Origin of the sequence: Arthrobacter sp. Leaf337, assembly GCF_001423745.1 — a bacterium.
In the GTDB taxonomy this organism is placed as follows: Bacteria; Actinomycetota; Actinomycetes; order Actinomycetales; family Micrococcaceae; genus Arthrobacter.
On the sequence record NZ_LMPC01000006.1, the window covers coordinates 1 to 20082 of the forward strand.

Genomic DNA, 20082 nt, shown 5'->3' on the forward strand with positions numbered 1-20082 from the left:
CCATATAAATAAATTGGTATCAACAAACTTGGCACACTATTGAGTTCTCAAACAACAGACACACCCGGCACCACCACAACCAACTTCTGGTCGCGGATCGCTCCGGAGCAACTTTCCAAACTTACCCGATCCCGGACCACTATGCAAACCGGCGTTTCCRCCAACCACAAGCACCACAGGAAGGATCCCCACCCGGTTTCCGCACGCCACAAAAGCGCCGTTTTCCAGGCCGTTCAACAAGGGGGTCGGTCGCTATCTTTCCGCATCAGCGGCGGCGACTCGAATTACTTTACACGCCNCGCACGCCACAAAAGCGCCGTTTTCCAGGCCGTTCAACAAGGGGGTCGGTCGCTATCTTTCCGCATCAGCGGCGGCGACTCGAATTACTTTACACGCCCGAAGCACCCCACACAAATCCACCCCCAAACAGGGCGGGGCGGGCGTAAAACCCCGGAACGGCGGCGAATTTCGCCCAACTAGCCGCCCCAAAAACCCAAGCGGCCGGCGTCGGACTTTTATGGAGTGGGTCACACCGGGCCACGCGTCTACCCCTAGCCGCCGACGTGGTGGATGGTGAACGCCGAGAGGAAACCCACGGACGCCACCAGGCCGGTGAGGTTGTGGTGCTCTTCGAAGGCCTCGGGGATCATGGTGTCGGCCAGCATGGCCAGGATGCCGCCGGCTGCCACCGCGGTAATGAATGCGACGGCCTCGGCGGGAGCGTTCTCCAGCGCTGTGTAGCCCAGCAGGGACGCCAGGCCGCAGAGCACGGCAATGCCGCCCCAGACGCCGAAGACATACCCGGCGCTTCGGCCCGCCTTCTTCATGCCTGCGGTGCTGGACAGGCCTTCCGGCACGTTCGAGATGAAGACGGCGGCCAGCATCGCGGGGCTGACGGTTCCGGCAGTGATGAGTCCCAGCCCGAGGACCACCGACTCCGGAATGCCGTCCAGGAGGGCGCCGACGGCGATGGCCGTGCCGCTGCCGGGGCTGTCCTTCTCGGAGGGCTGCTGGCCTTTGGACCGTTTGCGGTGCTTGGCACCTGAGCGCGCCAGCAGGGCGTTGGCGCTGACGTACACCACGGCACCGGCAAGGAATCCGGCCGCCGTGGGCCACAGCCCGCCGCCGTCCACTGCCTCGTCCACCAGCTCGAACGCGAGAGCGGAGATGAGGACGCCCGCGCCGAAGGCCATGATGGAGGACACCAGCTTCGGAGGGATGGTCCACTTCCACGACAGCCAGGAACCCAGCACCAGCGCGCCTCCCGCCAGCGTTCCCCAGAACATGGCCTGCGCCCACATCGGCATGCGTACCACCTTCCGCGGCCACGGAGCCCGGGCTGCAAAAACAGATAGTGCCGGACGCTGAGCCGTCCGGACACCTCCAGTATTGTTGCAGACTCCGGTGGCAAACGAGTTCAGCGGCGCTGTGCCCACCGAAAAATTACGCACGACGCCGGGCGGCCGGCTCGCGGCGCCGGCATGACGGACGCTCTCAAGACGCCGGCCAAGCCTCCAGCCGGCCCGCTCCGAACCCCAGCAGCACCCCCTTGAAACCTGCCCGGCCCGGCGTATGGTTTTTGCATGGGACCGATGCTGGACACCCTTGTTATCGGAGCCGGGCAGGCGGGCCTGGCCACCAGCTACTGGCTGGGCCGGACCGGCGTCGAACATCTATTACTGGAACGGCGTGCCGCCCTGGGCGGCGCCTGGCAGGACCGCTGGGATGCCTTCTGCCTGAACACCCCGAACTTTTCGCTCGCGCTGCCCGGCGGTTCCTATGACGGACCAGCACCGGAGGCCTTTATGCCGCGCGCGGACGTCGTGGAATACATGCGGCAATATGCGGCGACCATCGGCGCGCCGGTGCGGACCGGCACGGACGTCACGCGCATTGCACCGGCGGAGCACGGCGGCTTCAGCGTGGAGACCACCGAGGGAGCCTGGCGGGCGCGCAACGTGGTGCTGGCCACCGGCGGCTACCAGAAACCGAAAATCCCCGCGCTCTCTGCGCGGTTCCCGGGCCACATCGTGCAGCTGCACACCGACAGCTACCGCAATCCGGAGCAGTTGCCGGATGGCGCCGTCCTGATCGTGGGGACCGGACAGTCGGGCGGGCAGATCGCCGAGGAACTGCTCGCCGTCGGCCGGGAAATCCACCTGGCGGTGTCCACCTGCCCGGAAGCGCCCCGCCGGTACCGCGGCCAGGACCTCCTCTTCTGGATGATGCACCTTGCCGAGCACGGGCCCGATTACGGACTGAACGGCCTCACCGTGGGGCAGCTGCCCTCCCCCGCCGCACGATTCATGTGCAACCCGCTGGTTTCCGGCGCCGATGGCGGCCACGACATCCACCTGCGCGACCTCGGCCGCCAGGGCGTCCGGCTGCACGGGCACCTGGAAGCAGCCGACGACGGCGAACTCGCCTTCAGCGACGACCTCCCGGAGCGCCTGGGCGTTGTTGAGCGCACGTTCTACCAGCGCATGCGGCCGATGTTCGATGCCTACATCGCCGCTGCAGGGATCACGGCACCGGAAGCGGACCCGCCGCACAGGGACGACTGGCTGCCGTCCGAACCTGCGCGGCTGAACCTGGATGCCGCGAACATCATGTCGGTCATCTGGGCCACCGGCTACCGGCTGGACTTCGGCATCCTGGACATTCCGGTGCTGGACGAGTGGAACTACCCGCGGCATCAGCGAGGGGTCACCGAGCACCCGGGCCTCTACGCCGTGGGGCTGCCCTGGCTGACCGGACACGGTTCGTCGATCGTGGCCGGCGTGGGCCGCGACGCCAAGTACATTGCGGAACACATCGCCGCCCGCTGACGCGGCCCCAGACGGGGTTATCGCAGAAGCGGGTTATCCGGAGCAGAGCCCGTCGAAGTCCACCGGCGCGGCCAGCCCGGCCGAGCTGAACCACTCCGTGGCCCACGCCTGGACCGACGGCAGGGCGAGCTGCTCGGCCACGAGTTCCGGCGGCCCGTCGAACACCGATTGCCCCGCTTCCAGATGCTCCCCGGTGCCGCTTCCGGCAAGCAGCCCGAACAGGGCCGGCTGGTCCACGAAAGGAAACGTCCCGCCGTCGCCATCGGTCAGGACGCCCCAGCGCGAGGTGAACAGCGAAAAGTCCTCCGGACGGCCGCCTTGGTCAAGCGCGAGCGGACAGGTGTCGCCGTCGAGCTGTATCCGCCGGTAGTTGGGCTCCGTTTCGTCCAGGGCCAGCAGCTGGAGTTCGTCCAGCCACGAAACCCACACGGTGGTGCACTCCCCCGGCCGGGGGTAGGGAGCGGCGGCGATGTAGCCGGCCTTGCTCACGTGGGCGGAGTGGCCCACCGCGATGTTGCTGAGCTGCCCGCGGACCAGGGGCAGGACCGGGCTGACCGGCTGGTGGTAGGCGGCGAACTTCCGGCGCATCACGTCGGCGCTGGCATTCGAGCCGATGGAGACCACAAGGAAGCGGGAGTCCAGCGGTGCCGCGTTGGCCTCCGCGAGGGCTTCATCCAGGCCAGTGAGGTCAAGGGGCATGAAGCCGTCGCGGTCCATGACGCCCGAGGCTTCGGGCGGATCCCACGGGTACAGCAGCGGGTCGAGCCGGCCGGCGCCGGCGGCGTCCGTCAGCCCGGTGCCCGGTCCTCCGTTCGGTTCCATGCGCTGCCTCCTCGCGATCCGGGAACGTGCTGCCGGAGTCAGTCGCCCATGCCGGGGTGGACGGGCACAAACTCGATCTTGTTTCCCGAGCTGGTTTTCTTCTTCGGCGACCGCGAATATCCCCGCGCGTCCAGGTGGTTCCGGGCGCGGAATTCGGCCAGGGCGTCATCGTAGGCCTTGTTGAGCCTGCCGCCGGAGAGTTCCTCCGTGGTGCCGTCGGCAAAGGTGACGGCGATCCGGACTTTTTCCGGGAAGTGCCGGTTCATCCTGATGAAGCCGTCGGCGTCCTGCTGGAGATTGATCAAAGTGTGGTCCGCTTTCGTGGGTGGTGTGACTTCCAGTGTCCCGCACTTTTGGGCGGGGCGGGGCCCTACCAGAGCAAATAGGGCCCGACGGCGGCAGCGGCCGGCCAGGTTAAAGAACCCAAGACCCGGTTGGGGGAACCGGGCCTTGGGCGTTGCGGGGAGCCGGCGCAGCAGCTCCCCCGGGACCGGCGTCAGTTCGACATTGAAGTGACGCCGCTGGTGTACCAGCCGGTGTACGGCGACCACACGCCGTTGCTGCCTTCCTGGAAGCTGACCTTCTGGTAGATCTCCTCGTTGCCGATCTCGCCGTCCACCAGCGTGCGGACGTTGTGGATGGTCACGGTTCCGCTGTACTGGTTCAGGTGGCGGCTGAACGTGGAGGTGCCCAGGTGGTCGTCGCCGTTGGGCCAGTCGTCTTCCTCCCAGCGCTGCTGGGTGATGTTGACGTAGCGGTCCGTGCTGCAGCGGACCTGGATCTGGTAGTCCACCAGCTTCACGCCGGCGGAGTTGTGGCCGGCGAACACGGGCCGGAGCGGCGTAACCGAGCAGGCATAGTTCGTGCCGGCTGCCTGGGCCGGGGCAGCCAGGGCGAACGGTGCCGCCACCGCCCCGAGTCCGATGGCGGTCAGCAGGGCCACCTTGCGGCGGGCGGTGTGGGACTTCATGGTGGTTGGTGCGTCGGACATGAAGGTGCTCCTGAGGGGAATGATGCGAGTGGATGAGGCGTGCTGCCCGTTGATTCGGGGCTTGGATTGAGGCGTCGGTTCCGCCGGTATTTCCCGCGCGTTCCGATGTATCCATAGTGAATCCGGGCACCCCTCCCGCACTTCCGTGCTAGCACGGTTTCTACTCGCCGGTACGGAAAAGCCCGCCTGCCTGAGATTCGGACCCTTCCCAACCCAAGGAAGTTTGTTCTAACATAAGGACAAACTGCGTCATGCGCTAATAAACACCCTCACGGGGACGAAGGAGATCTTGTGAAACTTGGACTCGTTGGATTCGGCTTCGGCGGGCGGTACTTCCACGCCCCGTTCATCACGGCCGCTGACGGGGTGGAACTGGCGGGCATCGTGACCCGCTCCCCCGCCCGCCGCGCGCAGGCCGCGGAGGAGTACCCGGACGTGCCACTCTACGATTCCCTCACCGAACTGCTGTCCGCCGGCGTGGACGCCGTAGTCATCACCACGCCCCCGGAGACGCGCCGCGAGCTGGTGCTCGAGGCGGTTGCGGCCGGTGTGCACGTCGTGGCGGACAAGCCCTTCGCCCCGAACGCCGAGGTGGGGCGCGAACTGGTGAAGGCAGCCGCGGACGCCGGCGTGATCCTCAATGTGTTCCACAACCGCCGCTGGGACACGGACATCCGGACCCTTCGCTCCGTGTTGGACTCCGGCTCAGTGGGCAAGGTGGCACGCTTCGAGTCCCGCTTCGACCTCGACCAGCCGGACACCCTCGAAGCCGGCCCCGCGGGCGGACTGCTGCGCGACCTCGGCAGCCACCTGGTGGACCAGGCGCTGTGGCTCTTCGGCCCGGCCGCCAGCGTCTACGCCACGCTCGACTGGGTGGACCTGGACGCCGGACGCACCGACTCGGGTTTCTTCGTGACCATCGCGCACCGGAGCGGCGTGAAGTCCCACGTTTCCGCCACCAAGAGCAACCGGCTGGTCGCGCGGGAACTGCGGCTGCTCGGCTCCGAGGGAAGCTACGTGTCCCAGCAGTCCGATGTCCAGGCCCTCGCGGCAATAGCCGGCAAACGCCCGGCGGACGATCCCGCCGCGTGGGGTTACGAAGAGGAGAGCCGCTGGGGAACGCTTACGACGGCGGCGGGCCAGGTCCGCGTGCCGTCCGAGCAGGGCGCGTATCACCACTACTACGAGCAGTTCGCGCTGGCCGTTGCCGGTAAGGGACCCGAGCCTGTCCCGGGTACCGAGGCTGTCCACACGCTCGAGGTCCTGGACGCCGCCCGGCTCAGCGACGCAGAGGGGCGTTCGGTGGACATCGCGGACTGACCGCCCCCCTTCGGAACCACACCGTCACCGTTTCGGCTGCAGCTCCTGGCTCCAGAGGACAGTGCCGTTGGCGTTGCGGAGGCTGACGGTGAAGACGTCGTCCTCGTTAAGGTCCACGTGGCCGAAGAACTGGTTTTCGCCCGTGCGAGGTGACTGGTTGGCGTAGGCGCCGGTCTTATAGAACACTCTCTCGGGGCCGAAGGTGCCGTCCAGTTCGCCGGGGCCGAAGCTGCCGGCGTTGATGGGGCCGGCCACGAATTCCCAGAAGGGGTCGAAGTCGGTGAAGCCTGCTCGCTCGGGCGAGTAGTAGTGGGCGGCGCAGTAGTGGACGTCCGCCGTCAGCCACACCACGTTTTTAACCCGGTTGCGCTTCAACGCGGAGAGCACTCCCGCGATCTCGAGCTCCTTGCCCAAGGGGGCGCCGGCGTCGCGGTTGGCCAGGGACTCCTGGTTCACCGGGCCGTCGGGGACGATCAGTCCCAGCGGAAGGTCGGCGGAGATGACCTTCCAGGTTGCCTTGGACTTGCTGACCTCGCTGATGAGCCAGTCGGCCTGCTCCTGGCCCAGGATGTGGGTGAGGTGCGTTTCCTTGCCGTCGGTGTTGGGGTCCTTGAAGGTGCGCATGTCCAGGCAGAAGACGTCCAGCTGCGGGCCGCGGGAGATCTTGCGGTAGATGCGCGCCGGTTCGAATCCCGTGCTGCCGTCGCCGATCCGGGTGCTGAGCCCGGAGATTGGCTGGTATTCCTGCCAGGCCTGGCGGCCGCGCGCGGCGAGGACGTCAATGCGGCGTTCGGTGTAGCGGGCGTCGGTGATGATCTCCCCGGGGTACCAGTTGTTGTGGGTTTCGTGGTCGTCCCACTGGGCGATCACCGGCACCTCCGCGTACATCGCACGGACGTTGCGGTCCATCAGGTTGTAGCGGTGCCGGCCGCGGAACTCGTTGAGGGTCTCGGCCACCTTGGACACTTCCTCGGTGACGAGGTTTCGCCAGATCTGCCCGTCGGGCTCGGTCACCTGCGAGGCGATGGGGCCGTCTGCGTAGATGGTGTCGCCGGAGTGGATGAAGAAGTCCGGTTCGGTGGCGTGCATGGCCGCGTAGCCGCGCATGCCGCCGATCTCCTCGTTGATGCCCCAGCCCTGGCCCGCGGTGTCGCCGGTCCAGACGAAGCTCTGCCTGCGGGGTGCACGGCCGCTGCTGAGCAGACCGTTTCCGGGCGCGGTACTAAAGGAGCCCTGCGCGGTTTCGCCGGCGTTGCCGTCGGCGTCCTCGAAGTGCAGGCTCAGCGCGAACCGGGTGCCCGACGGCAGATGCTCGGCATTGATCCGCGAGGTGAAATCGGTGGCCTCGCTGGCGGCGCTCCCCCGCAGCACGCGCTGGAAGGCACGGCCACCACGGAGCGGCACACCGTCCTCGTCCACGGCGAGCAGGTTGGCCACCAGCCAGCCGGGGCCCGACGCCCGGGACCACAGCACGCCGGAATCGGCGGTCACATCGCCGGTGGCGATTCCGGACGGGAGGGTCAGGCGGTTGCGGACCAGCGCGACGCCGGCATGGGCGGCGGTGGTTGAGCTTGTCGAAACCACGGGCACGACGGCGGCAGCTCCTGCGGCGGCAAGGGCACCTTTGAGGACATTTCGGCGGGTGAAAGCAGTCATGCTGCTTATCGTTGCCGGGGCGGGTGAATTGGTGGTGGCGGGGGTGTGAACCGCCCGTGGAGCTTGCCGAAACCGCAGCCGGTGCCATACTCAAGACGTGACGGCGACATATTCGTTTCGTGGCGAGCTGTGGCACTATCCGGAGGAAGCCGGGTGGCATTTCATCACACTGCCACAGGACCTGGCGGACGAAATCAGTGACGAGGCCGCTCCCTTCCGCAAGGGATTCGGCTCAGTGAAGGTCACAGCATCCATCGCGGGCAACAGCTGGTCCACGTCGATCTTCCCGGAGAGCAAGAGCCGCTCGTACGTCCTCCCGGTCAAGAAGGCCATCCGGACGGCGGCCGGCATCCTCGCCGGAGACGACGTGGACGTGGAGCTGGTCTTGGTGCTCGAGGGCTGATCTTACTGCCAGGCGGCGGCAGTCGGTCACTCGCCAAAAGGCCCTATCCCGCGCCTTTCTGCAGGACTACCATGCAGGTGCACAGCCACGGTCGGACTACCCGCCGCATCAGTGCTGAAGCAACTGCGTGGAAGGACATGTCATGGAATGCATCACCTGGTTCGCGCCGATTCTGCCCGGGAAACTGGACGAGTGGAAGTCGCTCATCGAGGAGATTGAAGGCCCCCGCAAGGAGGAACACCGGCGTTCCCGCGAGCGGATGGGCCTGACCCGGGAAGTTGTCAGCCTCATGCAGACCCCGCAGGGGGACTTTGCCTGCCTGTTCCACGAAGCCGAGGATCTGGCCAAGTCCTTCCAGACCGCCGCAAACTCGGACGATCCGCACGATCAATGGTTCGGGGAGAAGATCCAGGCAATCCACGGCATCACTGCTGAGATGCTGCAGGGCCCCCTCCCTGCGTCGCTTGCTTACGATTACAAGGGCTGACGCCGCGAAGGTCGGAAGCAGCGAACGCGGGAAGCAGCGCACGACGGCGGGATGCCGGCAGCGATTGCCAGCCTCCCGCCGTCGTACTTTTCTGGGTGGTTAAAGCTGCCGGACCCGGCTAGATCCGCGGCGATGCGTATGGCGCACTGGGAAGGTTGCCCGCCGTCCACGGCGCAGTGGAACGGATGTCGGGCAGGTGACCCCGGCCGTCGGTCAGGACGGCGCGGACGGTAACGCTAAGAACCCAGAGTCCAAGAAGCAGGATGCCGAGCAGTTCCATGGTGTTGCACCTCGAGTGAGTGTGTGCGGATAGGGTGATTTCAGTGTGTCCGGCAGGCGTGTGAGCAAACGTGTGAGCCCCGCAGACGCCGGAGAGCCCGCGGCGTACCATGAGCCGTATGGCCGAGAATTGGATTCGGCTCCTCGGTCCGCCCGCGATCGAGACCCCCGGCGCAACTCCCATGCAGCCCAGAGGCCGCAAGGCCTGGGCAGTGCTGGCCTATCTCGCGTTGCAGGCGGACGGCACCGGCCGCTCCCGCACGGCATCGCTGCTGTTCCCTGATGCCGAGGATCCCCTCGGCGCCCTGCGCTGGAACCTGTCCGAGCTGCGCCGGGCGCTCGACGGCGTGACGGTTGCGGGCGATCCCCTGCGCCTGACCCTTCAGCCGCCGTGGCGCTGCGACGCATTGGAAGTGGTCGATTCGGCCGGAGTTCCGGGCATTGATCCGCGACGCTTCGGCGGCCAGCTGCTGGAAGGGCTGTCCTTCGCCGATTCCCCGGTCTTTGATTCCTGGCTGGCGGACCAGCGCTACCGTCTGGACAACGTCGTCCAGTCCCTGCTGTACGAGGCAGCGCTGGCGGCCCTGGCTACGGGCGCTCCCGGCCAGGCGGCGGAGCTGGCAACGCTGGCCCTGCACCGCGATCCCTTCCACGCGGACTGCAACGCCGTCCTCGTCAAGGCGCTCGTGGCCCTCGGCGAGCACCGCCGTGCCCGCGAGCACGTCACCAAATGCGGCAACCTCTACCGCGAGGAGCTTGGGCTGCCGCTGCCCGCGGAAATCCGGCGGGCGCTGTCCGATGCGGCTCCGGAGGCGGACCCCGGGATGCCGGCCACCGCAGCGACGGTGCGGTCCTATCTCGACGCCGGCGGCGCGTCACTCTGGGCGGGGGCCGTGGACCGGGGCCTCGATCAGCTGAGGCTCGCGGTGGTGCTCGCCCAGCGCACGGGCGACGCCCATTTGGTCGCCGAGTCCCTCGTGACCCTGTCCGGGGCCCTGATCCACCAGGCGGGCGGGCGCGGCGCGGAGGTGGCGGATTTCCTGCACCGCGCCCTGCAGGCGGAAGGGCCCGACGGCGCCTCCCGGACTGCCGCTGCGGCGTACCGCGAGCTGGGCTACTTGTCCGTGCAGCGCGGTGTCCCGGACCGTGCGGCCGGGTGGCTGGACCGGGCGCTGCGGGCGGCTGAGGGATTCCCGGACGAACAGGCGAGGGTCCTGGCGATCCAGGGGATGCTGGCCTCGGATACAGCGAGGTACGAGGATGCCGTGACGGCGCTGACCGAATCCGGACGGCTGGCCAGGGCGGTCGCGAACCGCCGGCAGCAGGCGTTCAGCGAGGCGCTGCTTGGCAGGGTGCACCTGCTCCGCGGTGACTTGGACAAGGCGGCTGCTTCCCTGGACCGGGCACTGATTTGGATTGCGGAGGAGCACTGGACGGCATTCGAGCCGTTCGTCGACGGAGTACGCGGTGAGACCTACCTGGCTGCCGGAAAGCTGGAGGAAGCCGCAGCCATGATCGACCGGTCCTGGGTGATGGCGGACCTGGCCGGCGACCACTGCTATATGGCCCTCGCTGCTGGCGCAGAGGCCCGGCTGTTCCTGACGCACGGCGATCTCGCCGCAGCCGAGCACTGGATAGACCGGGGGCTTGAGCCCAAGCCGTGGTACATCTGGTACACGGCCCGGCTGCTGGATACGGCAGCGGAGGTTGCCATAGCAATGGGCTCGCCGCGGGCGTCGAAGTTCGTGGAGAAGCTCGCCGAGCTGGCCGGCCGCAGCGGAATGCGGGAGTTTGCGGTGCGGGCGCAGTCCCACCGGGCGGTGCTGGGTGATGAGGCCGCGGCGCAGGCTGTGCCGTGGCTGGCGAAGGAAATCGGGAATCCTGCGCTCGATGCGTTCCTCATGCAAAGGCACGGCGGTTGAGCCTGCCCTGTGCTTGCAGGAGGCACCCAAGATACCGGTGGCGCACCGGGTCGCGGGCGTGGTAGCTTTCGGGAGATCGTGATCTTTCGGCAGGAGGTGAGTCCCATGAACGCAGTATCCATAGTGGGCGCTCCCCCGCAGTCCACGATCGCGCGACTGAGGTAGTCGCCGCCGGGAGCGCCCAACAGGCAATTCGCGAAAGGGCGACTCCCATGAACACAACACCTTCTTCCCCTCTGAACTCCGCTGCAACGAGCGCCGGCGAGCGGGCGTTGGTCCTCGGTGGCGGCGGATCGACAGGCAACGCCTGGCTGATCGGCGTCATCGCCGGCCTCTACGATGCCGGGCTGGATGTGACCGAGGCCGATCTGATCATCGGCACCTCGGCCGGGTCGACGGCTGCAGCCCAGATAACCGGCGCGAGCCCCATTCAACTGCTTGCCAGCATCCTTTCCGCCGAACCCCGGCAACGGACTGCCCCGGCAGGATCCGACGGCGGACGCGTCCGCACCGGGTCAGCGGCAAACCATATGCAGAGAACAAGCCGCATCATCGCCGCCGCCGAGGATGCGGCCGACATGCGCCGCAGAATGGGTGCGGCGGCGCTCGAGTTGGATGCGGCGTCGGACGGTTCAGGGCAAACGCGGTGGCGCGACACCGTCGCCACCCGGCTGCCCAGCCAGCGCTGGCCCGAGCGAACGGTGCTCATCACGGCGGTCGATGCCAATACCGGTGAACCGGTGGTGTTCGACCGCCACAGCGGAGTCGACCTGGTGGACGCCGTCGCCGCCAGCTGTGCCAGTGGCTTCGCCTACAGGATCGGGCACAACGGATACATCGACGGCGGCTACCGGTCCAACGCCGACAATGCCGATCTGGCAGCCGGATACGCACGGGTGCTGGTCCTGTCACCCTTCGGCGGCAGATCACGGACGCCGGTGGACTGGGGCATGCATCTCGCAACACAGGTCGACGAACTACGCGCACGCGGAAGCCGAGTCGAAACGATCTTCCCGGATACCGACTCCGGGCACCTGTTCGGTGCCAATGCGATGGATCTGTCCCTGCGTCCGGCCGCCGCTCGGGCCGGTTACGAGCAGGGCAGCGCCCTTGCCGGGCACCTCACCGAATTCTGGCGCTGACGCTGTAGCAGTCAGCCGGCCCACAAGAACAACTTAAACAAAAGCAGGGCCTGCCAAATGAATGGCAGGCCCTGCTTTATGAAACCTAAACGGTCCCGGGTATCTAAGAAATTAGATAGCCTGGATGTTTACAGCCTGGGGACCCTTGGGGCCCTGCTCGGTTTCGAAGGAGACCTTCTGGTTCTCTTCGAGGGAGCGGAAGCCGGAGGAGTTGATCGCAGAGTAGTGTGCGAAAACGTCCTGTGAGGAGTCATCGGGGGAAATGAAGCCGAAGCCCTTTTCAGCGTTAAACCATTTGACGGTACCAGTAGCCATTATTTATGTCCTTCGTGAAGGTGGAGGAACTGTCCCGACTTTCGGGTCCTCCGGTGTGGGGTGTTCAAAACCGCTACTTCAGAAGAACGAGGACTTTCGACCCCGCGTACTGCCTGAACTACCAAATACAAACACAACAACGGTCTCTACTGTACACGGGTTTTCAGAGCGGCTTTACCACCGGCATCAGCGGGATGTCCTGGACGGTGATCGACCGCGGCCCGTCGAACCCCTGCATGAACACCGTCACGAAGCTGAGGGACACCGTGCCGCCCGTGTCAGGCAGCTGGCTCTCGAAGTTGATGGTCCCCTTGCGCTGTCCCCCGGGCGGTATTTCGGGCTGCCAGCTGCTGCGGAAGGCATCGGCGTCGAACGTCGTCCCGTCCGGGCCGGTGAGAATGGCGTTATGGAAGAGGGGCAGCGACATGGAGCTACTGGTCCCGTTACGCACGTGGATTTCCACCCGGGTGAAGTGGGCAGTGCTCTGGACGCCGAGCACGGTCACAGTGACGCCCTGCGCTTCCGTCACCACCTGGCGTGCCAGCCGCTGGGTGCCTTCCTCGTTCCCTGAGAAGTATCCGACGGCGTAGCTCGCTCCTGCTGCCAGCAGCCATCCGCCGCCACCAAGCAGGAGCAAGGTCACCAGCACCGTGGCGATAACTGGACGGGAACGCGTACGCGGCGCGGCCTCCGGGTGCCCCGGCTTCAACGGGCGTGCAGGTCTTGCCGGCTGTCCGAGGCTCGACGGGCGATACTGCGGCTTCGCCCGCTTGGGCGCCGGCTGTGGCTTGTCTTTGAGGTAATCGAGCGCCTCGCCGCCTAGGGCGACAGCAAGGCCCATGGCCGGGGTGACGAACCACGTCCACGTCGGTGTCAGCTCGGTCAGGAACGCGGTCAGGCTATTGCCGATCAGTCCCACCACATTGATCGCCGCCGCGAAGAGCAGCGCCGCGCCGAGGCCTTTCTTCCGGGCAGCGGCCGGGGCGGGCCGACGCCCCTCCCGGCTGCCCGCCGCTTCGGGAGGTGAGCCGCCGCCGTCGTACGTCCCTTCAACAAAGCGGAGCAGCATCTGACCGATCCCGACCTCATCGCCGTCGGCGAGCTCTGTGGGCGAGGTGATCTCATGGCCGTTGACCCAGGTGCCGTTGCGCGACTGCTGGTCGGTAAGGATTGTCCGGCCGTCCAGGGAAGTCAGTTCAGCGTGGCGGCGGCTGACTCCGGACGCCGGCAGGCGCAGCCGTGAGCCTTCGCCGCTGCCGATGGTGGTTGTGCCGTGCGGAATGCGGATCCGACGTCCCGCCGCCTCGCCGTTGACGACCACAAACTCGTCCCGCAACCCCGATGCATCCACGACTTCCCCGACCAGCCAGGAGGGCGCCGGCCCCCGAAAGGTGAAAAACCGCCCCCGGCGCTAGCGGACGGCATAAAGCAAGTCTCCTCGCGGCGCGTGGGGCTGACAAGAATGAAAAGCCGATCACGACGGCGGGTGGCGACGGCGGTTCGCGACGGCGGGTGGCGGGGACTTTCGGCACTTCCCCGGCCGCGGGACCACGCGGAGGCTGTGAGTATGGCGGCTGCTACCACGAGGCAGGTGAGCGGGATGGTAAATCGCACGAAGTTGCTGATTCTGGGAGGAGCACTGGGCGCCAAGGTTGCGGCCTATCTGGTGTGGCGTCCGGCCATGCTGCGCTGGGGGACGCAGGGTGAGGAAGCCGTTGAGCCCTTGCCCGGTGACGGTCATGTACCCCGTCCGGCGTTCCAAAGCACGCGGGCCATCACCATCGACGTGCCGCCGGAGCGCGTGTGGCCGTGGCTAGTGCAAATGGGGATCTACCGCGCCGGCTTGTACACCCACGACCGCGTGGAGCGGGCGATGTTCCACGCCCGGTACGTCGAAGGAAAGCACTCGGCGACGCGGATTCACCCGGAGCTGCAGGATCTCAAGGTCGGCGACCTGGTGCCGTACGGCGGTGGCGTCTACGCGACCGTGGCGGAGATCGAGCCCAACCGGCACCTCGTAGCGGGAGAAGCGTTCGTACTGCGTCCTCTCCCGGGAAACCGCACCCGCTTGATTGTTCGGTGCCGAGGGATGGGTTACATCAGTGCTGCGGCTCAGGGTGCCGCGGCCGATGCCCCGGCGCTGACCAAGGCCATCGCGTTCGCCCTTCATCGTGTGCCCGGCGCAATGCTGCTGGCCCGCGGCATGGACTTCTTCATCGGCGACCCGCTGCACCACTACATGGAAGTCGGCATGCTGCGCGGCATCAAGCAACGCGCTGAAGGGACGTACGACGGCGGCCATGCCGCCGTCGTGGAGCCCTAAGGGCAGCTTCCAGCAACTAAGGGCACAGTGACGGCCTTGCAGGCGTTCACCCGACCGTTCGCCCAGAAGGTTTCAGTTCCAGCCTTTCTTTCGGCGGTTGATTGGACCTTGGCGCGGACGGATGCGTTAGTAGGGCCGGCCTGAGAGCTCCAGACAAGTGCGGCAGTCGCAGCCACAATCGGCGAGGCCATTGAGGTGCCGCTGGCGATGTCATAGCCCATGGACCGGCCGTTCTGCGTACCCAGGACGAAGGGGTGGAACGGGAAGGTCGAGTAGACATTGACACCCGGCGCCGCGATATCCACCCACTTGGCACCGTAGCTTGAGAAAGATGCCTTGTCGTCCCTGTTATCCGTTGCAGCGACTGCAATAACGTTGGGGTAGGCGCCCGGGTAGATCTGGGCCGGAGTACCGGCGTTGCCGGCCGCGGCCACCAGCACCACACCCCGATTCCAGGCGTTGTTGACGGCCGTCTCGAGCGTGCGTGAAGAGACGCGCTGTCCAAGGCTCATGTTGATCACCTTGGCACCATTGGCCACCGCCCAGTCGATGCCCTTGGCAATGGCTGAGCTGGAACCGGACCCGTTGTCGTTGAGAACTTTGGCGTCCAGGATGGTGCACCCCGGGCACACGCCTGCGACGCCCATATTGTTCTTGTAGGCGGCAGCAACGATGCCGGCGACGTGGGTGCCGTGGCCGTATTTGTCGTAGTCCTCAGGGTTATCGATTTTCGTGTCGCTGAAATTGGTCCGCGCAACGACCTTCTGCGAAATGTCCTCGTGGTCGATTGCCACGCCTGAGTCGACAATTGCAACCCTGGTGCCGCCGCCGGTCGTGACGCTCCATGCTTCGACGGCGTCCACATCGGCGTCTTTGTCACCCGCGGCCACAGTCATCGTGCTGAGCGTGTTGGTAAATGATTGGCCGTCGTTTTGCAGGGCATATTGGCGGGGGAAATAGGGGTCATCGGTCGCGGCAGTAACGAGCTCGTCCGGCTCGGCGTACTCAACTGCCGGGTTCCGGCTTAGGGCTTCGACAAGGTTCAATTCCTTGCCAGCCGGCACTTTGATGAGCTGAGCGCCGGTGCTGCCGATACCGGCGCCCTCCTTGAGCCCATGCTGGCGAAGAACGCCGGCTGCCGCGCCATTGTCGCGGAATTTAACCATGATTTGTCCCGCGATATGTGACGGCTCCGAAGCCGCGTTGCCCGGGACCGATGCGGCAATTCCGCTGAGGCCCATGATTACTGCTGCGACACCGGCTACCAGGATCTTTTTCATTCAGTTATCTTGCGGCAGAATTCGCCCACTGGATAGTGCCTTTTGGCAATTCACAATGGTCGGTTTCCGGCCGTTTCATCACCGCGCAAGTGCGCGTGCACGTCGGCCCACAGGTGCACTATTTGAGGCTGAGCACCTCGTCGATCGGGCGGCCGTTGACGAACACTCGGGCGCTCGTCGCCCCGGCCGCGGCCATGGCGGTGTACTCCAGCTGTGCCTTGGCACGCGGGATGTCGCACACGCCGCCCAGCATGAACTGCCCGGTGAGGTAGATGGTGATCGTGCTGCCCTCCAGCTCGCCGCCGACGTAGCTGAGGTTCGACTGGTACAGGACGTTCACGAGCCCTGACAGTCCGACGTCGCGGTTCTTGTTCGCGAGCAGGGTCCCGATGCTGGGGCCCACCTGGTCCGTGAAGCGAACCGGGGCCGTGGTCGTGGCGACGAGGCTGTCGCCGCAGCCGATCCTTGGCCCGGAAATGCCATTATCGTCGATGGCCACGTAATAGATGGTCAGCGGGGCCTCCTGCTCGGGGAGGCCGGTGGGTGTTGGTTCCTGCGCGGCCGGCGGGCTCGCGGGGGTGGACGACGGCGGGGCAGCCGCTGTAGGAGTCGTGGTGACCGACGGGCTGGCCGTGGACGGGCTCGCTGTCGTGGGCGACGCGGACGGACTCGCTGTCGTGGTCGACGTCGCGGTCGGGGCGGCGGAGCTGCTTGTGGGCGCCGGGGTCGGCGGGCCGAAACATGCCGAGAGCGAGAACAGGGTGCAGAGCCCGAGAACGCTGAATGCCGTAAGCCTGGGCCTGGTCATGATGCCCCCTTTTGTGCGGGCCCAGCATTTTCGGAGCCCAGTTTCAACCTACGCCGGAACCGCCCTCCAAAACAGGGACTTTAGTCCGACGTCAAGGCACGCTCACCCGGCCGGACGGGTTAAGCACCCCCGGCGAAACTAGGCGGCCTGGCCATTGTTCGGTATGACGGCGGGCGATACGATGCTGCCGGGGAGAGGTCCTGGTTTCGCTTGATTGCCGTTAGGGGCCACCCAATGACTGACTTCTTCACTATGCAGCCCGGCGAGACCGCAGCTCCGCTACCACCTGGGCCCGTTCTTTGCACCGGGACGGCGGCCATGCGGCGCATCCACCGCTTTTTCCTTTGGGCCTATGACGAGGCACCGGGCCTTGTACGTTCCGCAGCGGCCGGTGACACCTCCCGCGCCGCCTACGTGGGCGAAGTACTCGGCAACTTCGACAAGGTGCTGCATATCCACCACGAGGGCGAGGACCTGCTGATGTATCCGCGACTGACGGAGCGAGCACCGGCGTGCGCGTTGCACGTTGCGCAGATGCTCGAGCAGCACCGGCAGGTCACACAACGGCTTGAGGGAATCGAGCCAATCCGCCTCCGATGGATGGAGACGGCTGACACAGAGGCCGGTGAGGAACTCGCCACGCGCTACGAGGACCTGTCCGCAGTCCTCAAAATGCACCTGCGCCGCGAGGTCACTGAGGTAATGCCCGCTGTGGACAGGGTGATGGACGAGAAGGAAATGAACGGAGTTGGCCAGCACGGGATCGAGCAGTTCGACAAGAAGTTCATGGTCGCCTACCTCGGCATGGTGCTTGCCACGAACCCTCCCGCAGACCGGAAGGAGCTGTTCAAGGAGATCCCTCCGCCGGTCCGTCTTGCTTACCGTCTCGTGGGGCGCAGGATGTATCGGCGGCAGTACTCCACGCTCTTCCCGGGGCGCACGATTCCCGCCACACTCTAAAAGACGATGATTTTCCTAGTCCCCTTAATCGGGATCCTGTTTTGGATTGCAGCACTCGTCGTGGTCTCGGTCCTGCTAGGTGTTATCTGGAGCGTGCTCGGTCTCCTCGTCGGCCTTGAGGAGGTTATGCACCGGCTCACCGGGCGGAAGACAGCTGCCAACTCCAAGCGGAGCGTGCCCCGCGGGCAGTCCACGCGGAACTCGGCCCGGGGGCCTTCCGGGCCGAGCCCGCCGCCGAAAACCGCTGCCAGCTCCAGGCGCAACACTCCTCCCGCCCCCGAGCAGGCCGCGGCCGGGACCACCACCAAATCTGACATCTGGCCCAGGTGGACCCCGTCGCGCAGGCGGGACGTGGACCGGGAACTGGCCCTCTGGCAGGAGCGGTTCGACGCCCTGAACTCCCCCAAGTAGTCATGACGACGGCGGGCGGCCGGCTTTGCTGCCGGCCGCCGTCGTTAGTACGTGGTTCAGCCGACTGCTAGATGCAGGCGGGCTGATAGGCCGGGTCTGCAGGACCCGAAGGCTTGCCAAGTGCATGGGCCACAATCTGGTGAACCACCGGGTCGTTCGGCGTCTGGTCGTGCTCGAAGAGATCGGCCGGGCACTTGTCCTGGACGGTGATGTTCGTGACCTGTTGTGCCGCGCCGCTCAGGAACTGGCTGTTGTAAGGAATGACCACTTCGTCGTGGACCGTTGAGATGACGGTGTACGACGGTCCTGCCACGGTGTCGCCGATAGAGTTGAGCTTCTGCATGAATGCCGAGCCCGCCTGCTGGTCGGCGCAGGCGGCACAGCCCAGGCCGGTGTAGTCCGGATCCTGTACAAAGCCCGGCGGCGGGACGATGACGCCCTCGGTGCCGTGGTTGGAGGGTGCGATGCCAATGAGCTTATTGACGTTCTTGGCACCGCCGAGGAAGCCCATGTAGTAGCGGGGCATCATTCCGCCCTGGCTGTGGCCCACAAGATCCACCTTCTTGGCGCCGGTGGCAGCACGCACCGCGTCCACGAACGGGGCAAGTTCCTGCGCGGAGTCGGCAACCGGGGCGGTGGCGTATACGCCGTTCGTCTCGCCGTAGTTGAGGGCGAAGACGCAGTACCCGGCGCTCTTGAGGTACGGCGACAAGGTGGACCAGTTCTTCGCCATGCTCTCAAACGTTCCAGGCACCAGGATGACCGGATACGGATGCTCAGCGGTTGGTTTGCAGGACCAGTCGTTGGCTCCCGGCGGGGCAACGTCCAGGGTGCCCGCTTGGGCTGGAGTAACCGTGAGGGACCCGGCAAGGACGGCGGCTGCGGCGATGGACAGAGCTTTGGATAGCAGTGACATAGAAACCTCTTTGTTTACGTGTCAGCGGGGGCGGCCGGCGGTGATGGTCGTTAGGGGCCATCACGCATCGGCCGGGTTTCCATGCTAGGCAGCACTGCCGTTCCACCTGGGCCGGGCTGCACGAACGTGCGCCAAAAAAGCATCACAAGGCGGAGCACTCTCCCCCGCCGCAAACAGCCCAAATTGGAATGTTGTTACTGGTCAGTAGCTGTTTCGCCTGCACTTAGCCCTTGAGAGAGCTCTCATGGGACTGTGCACAAACGTGCATCTCCAGCAAAATCCGTTCACAGATGGCAGGCCGTTATCCGCCCGCCATCTACCGGTCCGGCCGCAGCGCGAAGAACCGCAGAGCCTTGTCGGCAATCAGCTCAGGTCGGTGGTCTGCGAGGAAGTGGCCCTCGCCGGGAAGGATCTCCGTGGTCACGTTGCCCCCGTGCCCGGGCCGGTGGCCCATCTCCTGAAGAGTCGCGGACGGCTCCCTGGCACCGATGAGGGCGAGGGTCGGCACCGTGAAGTCGCGCTTGGCGTACGCCCCGAAAATGATGGCCATGAACGCCGGGAGGATCGTGCCGCGGTAGAGGGCTGAGCCTGCCCGCGCCCTCTCGGGCTGGGCCATCCCAACCCCGTAGAGCTCCATGTCCTCCTCCGCCACTCCGCCTGCAGGCTCGAAGGCCGTGAAGAGGTGCCGCGTGAACTTATCGTTCCGCTGGAGACGCGGACCGATTATTGGAGCAGCGAGCGCGAAGGCGTGCCAAAGCTTGGGGAAGAGCCCCAGCAGCCTGGCGTTCGGCCTGATGTGCATGTCAGGGGTACCCGTGACAACGAGCGCCTCAACCAGATCGGGCCGTTCCATGGCCAGGAGCTGGGCAACAACGGAACCCCAGTCATGGGTGAGAAATCGCGCCCGCGGGATATCCAGCTCCCCCATGAGCAGGACGATGTCTTCGATGAGGGTCCGGGCGTTATAGCCGTCCGCAGGTGCATCGGTCCAGCCGAAGCCGCGCTGGTCTACGGCAATCACCCGGTAGTGCTCGGCCAGGCGGGGAATGACGCCGCGCCACTCCCACCAGTGCTGCGGGAATCCATGGAGCAGGAAAACCGGCTCCCCGTTCCCGGCCTCCGCGATATGCATGTTTAACCCGCGCACGTCGATCCACCGGTGGGTCACACCGTCGAGCTGCGGCATGGCCGCGACTGTGCCTGGCATGAAACCCAAGGT

Annotated in this window: 21 protein-coding genes; 9 read left to right on the top strand and 12 right to left on the bottom strand. The window is 66.1% G+C overall.

Annotated elements, in window-relative coordinates; all coding sequences use genetic code 11:
- Positions 1–551 precede the first annotated feature (551 nt).
- A complete protein-coding gene (locus ASF98_RS06260) occupies positions 552–1307 on the bottom strand; it encodes a ZIP family metal transporter (protein ID WP_055799053.1) in 756 nt (251 codons plus the stop codon).
- 276 nt (positions 1308–1583) lie between these two features.
- Here ASF98_RS06260 and ASF98_RS06265 point away from each other — a divergent pair, with 276 nt between their 5' ends.
- Complete coding sequence (locus tag ASF98_RS06265) at positions 1584–2828, top strand: flavin-containing monooxygenase (RefSeq protein ID WP_055799056.1); 1245 nt, start codon at positions 1584–1586, stop codon at positions 2826–2828.
- Between the two features lie 33 nt (positions 2829–2861).
- Here the strand turns inward: ASF98_RS06265 and ASF98_RS06270 are convergent, their stop codons facing one another.
- From ASF98_RS06270 to ASF98_RS06280, 3 genes are all read right to left on the bottom strand, one after another.
- The gene (locus ASF98_RS06270) at positions 2862–3650 is read right to left on the bottom strand and encodes a hypothetical protein (protein ID WP_055799059.1); all 789 of its coding nucleotides are present in this window, start codon (positions 3648–3650) and stop codon (positions 2862–2864) included.
- A 38-nt stretch (positions 3651–3688) separates the two neighbouring features.
- Positions 3689–3955: a hypothetical protein gene (locus ASF98_RS06275; protein WP_055799062.1), complete on the bottom strand. Its 267-nt coding sequence runs from the start codon at positions 3953–3955 to the stop codon at positions 3689–3691.
- A 191-nt stretch (positions 3956–4146) separates the two neighbouring features.
- Positions 4147–4641, bottom strand: a complete 495-nt coding sequence (locus ASF98_RS06280; RefSeq protein ID WP_055799065.1) for a hypothetical protein — start codon at positions 4639–4641, stop codon at positions 4147–4149.
- A gap of 291 nt (positions 4642–4932) precedes the next feature.
- On the opposite strand from ASF98_RS06280, the gene ASF98_RS06285 reads away from it, so the two are divergent.
- Positions 4933–5961: a Gfo/Idh/MocA family oxidoreductase gene (locus ASF98_RS06285; RefSeq protein ID WP_055799068.1), complete on the top strand. Its 1029-nt coding sequence runs from the start codon at positions 4933–4935 to the stop codon at positions 5959–5961.
- 24 nt (positions 5962–5985) lie between these two features.
- Here the strand turns inward: ASF98_RS06285 and ASF98_RS06290 are convergent, their stop codons facing one another.
- Positions 5986–7617 (bottom strand): alkaline phosphatase D family protein, encoded by a 1632-nt coding sequence (locus ASF98_RS06290; protein ID WP_055799071.1) that lies wholly within the window; start codon positions 7615–7617, stop codon positions 5986–5988.
- 97 nt (positions 7618–7714) lie between these two features.
- Between ASF98_RS06290 and ASF98_RS06295 the strand changes: the two genes are divergently transcribed.
- Together ASF98_RS06295 and ASF98_RS06300 are read left to right on the top strand one after the other, a co-directional pair.
- Positions 7715–8020, top strand: a complete 306-nt coding sequence (locus ASF98_RS06295) for a DUF1905 domain-containing protein (protein WP_055799074.1) — start codon at positions 7715–7717, stop codon at positions 8018–8020.
- Between the two features lie 142 nt (positions 8021–8162).
- The gene (locus tag ASF98_RS06300; RefSeq protein ID WP_055799077.1) at positions 8163–8507 is read left to right on the top strand and encodes a DUF6176 family protein; all 345 of its coding nucleotides are present in this window, start codon (positions 8163–8165) and stop codon (positions 8505–8507) included.
- Positions 8508–8625: 118 nt separating this feature from the next.
- Here ASF98_RS06300 and ASF98_RS24520 read toward each other — a convergent pair whose 3' ends face one another.
- The gene (locus ASF98_RS24520; RefSeq protein ID WP_200939319.1) at positions 8626–8787 is read right to left on the bottom strand and encodes a hypothetical protein; all 162 of its coding nucleotides are present in this window, start codon (positions 8785–8787) and stop codon (positions 8626–8628) included.
- Positions 8788–8905: 118 nt separating this feature from the next.
- Here ASF98_RS24520 and ASF98_RS06305 point away from each other — a divergent pair, with 118 nt between their 5' ends.
- On the top strand, positions 8906–10708 hold the full coding sequence (locus tag ASF98_RS06305; protein WP_235505630.1) for an SARP family transcriptional regulator: 1803 nt from the start codon (positions 8906–8908) through the stop codon (positions 10706–10708).
- Positions 10709–10920: 212 nt separating this feature from the next.
- Complete coding sequence (locus tag ASF98_RS06310; RefSeq protein ID WP_055799083.1) at positions 10921–11850, top strand: patatin-like phospholipase family protein; 930 nt, start codon at positions 10921–10923, stop codon at positions 11848–11850.
- Between the two features lie 111 nt (positions 11851–11961).
- On the opposite strand, the gene ASF98_RS06315 is transcribed toward ASF98_RS06310, so the two are convergent.
- A complete protein-coding gene (locus tag ASF98_RS06315; protein WP_003806113.1) occupies positions 11962–12165 on the bottom strand; it encodes a cold-shock protein in 204 nt (67 codons plus the stop codon).
- A gap of 163 nt (positions 12166–12328) precedes the next feature.
- Complete coding sequence (locus ASF98_RS06320) at positions 12329–13516, bottom strand: FHA domain-containing protein (RefSeq protein ID WP_162242325.1); 1188 nt, start codon at positions 13514–13516, stop codon at positions 12329–12331.
- Positions 13517–13765: 249 nt separating this feature from the next.
- Between ASF98_RS06320 and ASF98_RS06325 the strand changes: the two genes are divergently transcribed.
- A complete protein-coding gene (locus ASF98_RS06325) occupies positions 13766–14488 on the top strand; it encodes a hypothetical protein (RefSeq protein WP_055799090.1) in 723 nt (240 codons plus the stop codon).
- Here the strand turns inward: ASF98_RS06325 and ASF98_RS06330 are convergent.
- Both ASF98_RS06330 and ASF98_RS06335 read right to left on the bottom strand, forming a co-directional pair.
- On the bottom strand, positions 14485–15768 hold the full coding sequence (locus ASF98_RS06330; RefSeq protein ID WP_055799093.1) for a S8 family serine peptidase: 1284 nt from the start codon (positions 15766–15768) through the stop codon (positions 14485–14487). The genes ASF98_RS06325 and ASF98_RS06330 overlap by 4 nt on opposite strands.
- 118 nt (positions 15769–15886) lie before the next feature.
- Complete coding sequence (locus tag ASF98_RS06335) at positions 15887–16576, bottom strand: hypothetical protein (RefSeq protein ID WP_055799096.1); 690 nt, start codon at positions 16574–16576, stop codon at positions 15887–15889.
- 234 nt (positions 16577–16810) lie between these two features.
- On the opposite strand from ASF98_RS06335, the gene ASF98_RS06340 reads away from it, so the two are divergent.
- Both ASF98_RS06340 and ASF98_RS06345 read left to right on the top strand, forming a co-directional pair.
- On the top strand, positions 16811–17536 hold the full coding sequence (locus ASF98_RS06340) for a hemerythrin domain-containing protein (RefSeq protein ID WP_055799098.1): 726 nt from the start codon (positions 16811–16813) through the stop codon (positions 17534–17536).
- A gap of 6 nt (positions 17537–17542) precedes the next feature.
- Positions 17543–17947: a hypothetical protein gene (locus ASF98_RS06345; protein WP_055799101.1), complete on the top strand. Its 405-nt coding sequence runs from the start codon at positions 17543–17545 to the stop codon at positions 17945–17947.
- A 67-nt stretch (positions 17948–18014) separates the two neighbouring features.
- Here ASF98_RS06345 and ASF98_RS06350 read toward each other — a convergent pair whose 3' ends face one another.
- Both ASF98_RS06350 and ASF98_RS06355 read right to left on the bottom strand, forming a co-directional pair.
- A complete protein-coding gene (locus ASF98_RS06350) occupies positions 18015–18863 on the bottom strand; it encodes an esterase/lipase family protein (protein ID WP_055799104.1) in 849 nt (282 codons plus the stop codon).
- Positions 18864–19179: 316 nt separating this feature from the next.
- The gene (locus ASF98_RS06355; protein WP_055799454.1) at positions 19180–20070 is read right to left on the bottom strand and encodes an alpha/beta fold hydrolase; all 891 of its coding nucleotides are present in this window, start codon (positions 20068–20070) and stop codon (positions 19180–19182) included.
- Positions 20071–20082: the final 12 nt, after the last annotated feature.

Coding starts and splice junctions, on each gene's coding strand:
- ASF98_RS06290 (WP_055799071.1), bottom strand. CDS start 7,617: ATGACTGCTTTCACCCGCCGAAATGTCCTCAAAGGTGCCCTTGCCGCC.
- ASF98_RS06330 (WP_055799093.1), bottom strand. CDS start 15,768: ATGAAAAAGATCCTGGTAGCCGGTGTCGCAGCAGTAATCATGGGCCTC.
- ASF98_RS06355 (WP_055799454.1), bottom strand. CDS start 20,070: ATGCCAGGCACAGTCGCGGCCATGCCGCAGCTCGACGGTGTGACCCAC.
- ASF98_RS06345 (WP_055799101.1), top strand. CDS start 17,543: ATGATTTTCCTAGTCCCCTTAATCGGGATCCTGTTTTGGATTGCAGCA.
- ASF98_RS06280 (WP_055799065.1), bottom strand. CDS start 4,641: ATGTCCGACGCACCAACCACCATGAAGTCCCACACCGCCCGCCGCAAG.
- ASF98_RS06305 (WP_235505630.1), top strand. CDS start 8,906: ATGGCCGAGAATTGGATTCGGCTCCTCGGTCCGCCCGCGATCGAGACC.
- ASF98_RS06260 (WP_055799053.1), bottom strand. CDS start 1,307: ATGCCGATGTGGGCGCAGGCCATGTTCTGGGGAACGCTGGCGGGAGGC.
- ASF98_RS24520 (WP_200939319.1), bottom strand. CDS start 8,787: ATGGAACTGCTCGGCATCCTGCTTCTTGGACTCTGGGTTCTTAGCGTT.
- ASF98_RS06325 (WP_055799090.1), top strand. CDS start 13,766: ATGGTAAATCGCACGAAGTTGCTGATTCTGGGAGGAGCACTGGGCGCC.
- ASF98_RS06335 (WP_055799096.1), bottom strand. CDS start 16,576: ATGACCAGGCCCAGGCTTACGGCATTCAGCGTTCTCGGGCTCTGCACC.
- ASF98_RS06315 (WP_003806113.1), bottom strand. CDS start 12,165: ATGGCTACTGGTACCGTCAAATGGTTTAACGCTGAAAAGGGCTTCGGC.
- ASF98_RS06265 (WP_055799056.1), top strand. CDS start 1,584: ATGGGACCGATGCTGGACACCCTTGTTATCGGAGCCGGGCAGGCGGGC.
- ASF98_RS06340 (WP_055799098.1), top strand. CDS start 16,811: ATGACTGACTTCTTCACTATGCAGCCCGGCGAGACCGCAGCTCCGCTA.
- ASF98_RS06350 (WP_055799104.1), bottom strand. CDS start 18,863: ATGTCACTGCTATCCAAAGCTCTGTCCATCGCCGCAGCCGCCGTCCTT.
- ASF98_RS06270 (WP_055799059.1), bottom strand. CDS start 3,650: ATGGAACCGAACGGAGGACCGGGCACCGGGCTGACGGACGCCGCCGGC.
- ASF98_RS06310 (WP_055799083.1), top strand. CDS start 10,921: ATGAACACAACACCTTCTTCCCCTCTGAACTCCGCTGCAACGAGCGCC.
- ASF98_RS06300 (WP_055799077.1), top strand. CDS start 8,163: ATGGAATGCATCACCTGGTTCGCGCCGATTCTGCCCGGGAAACTGGAC.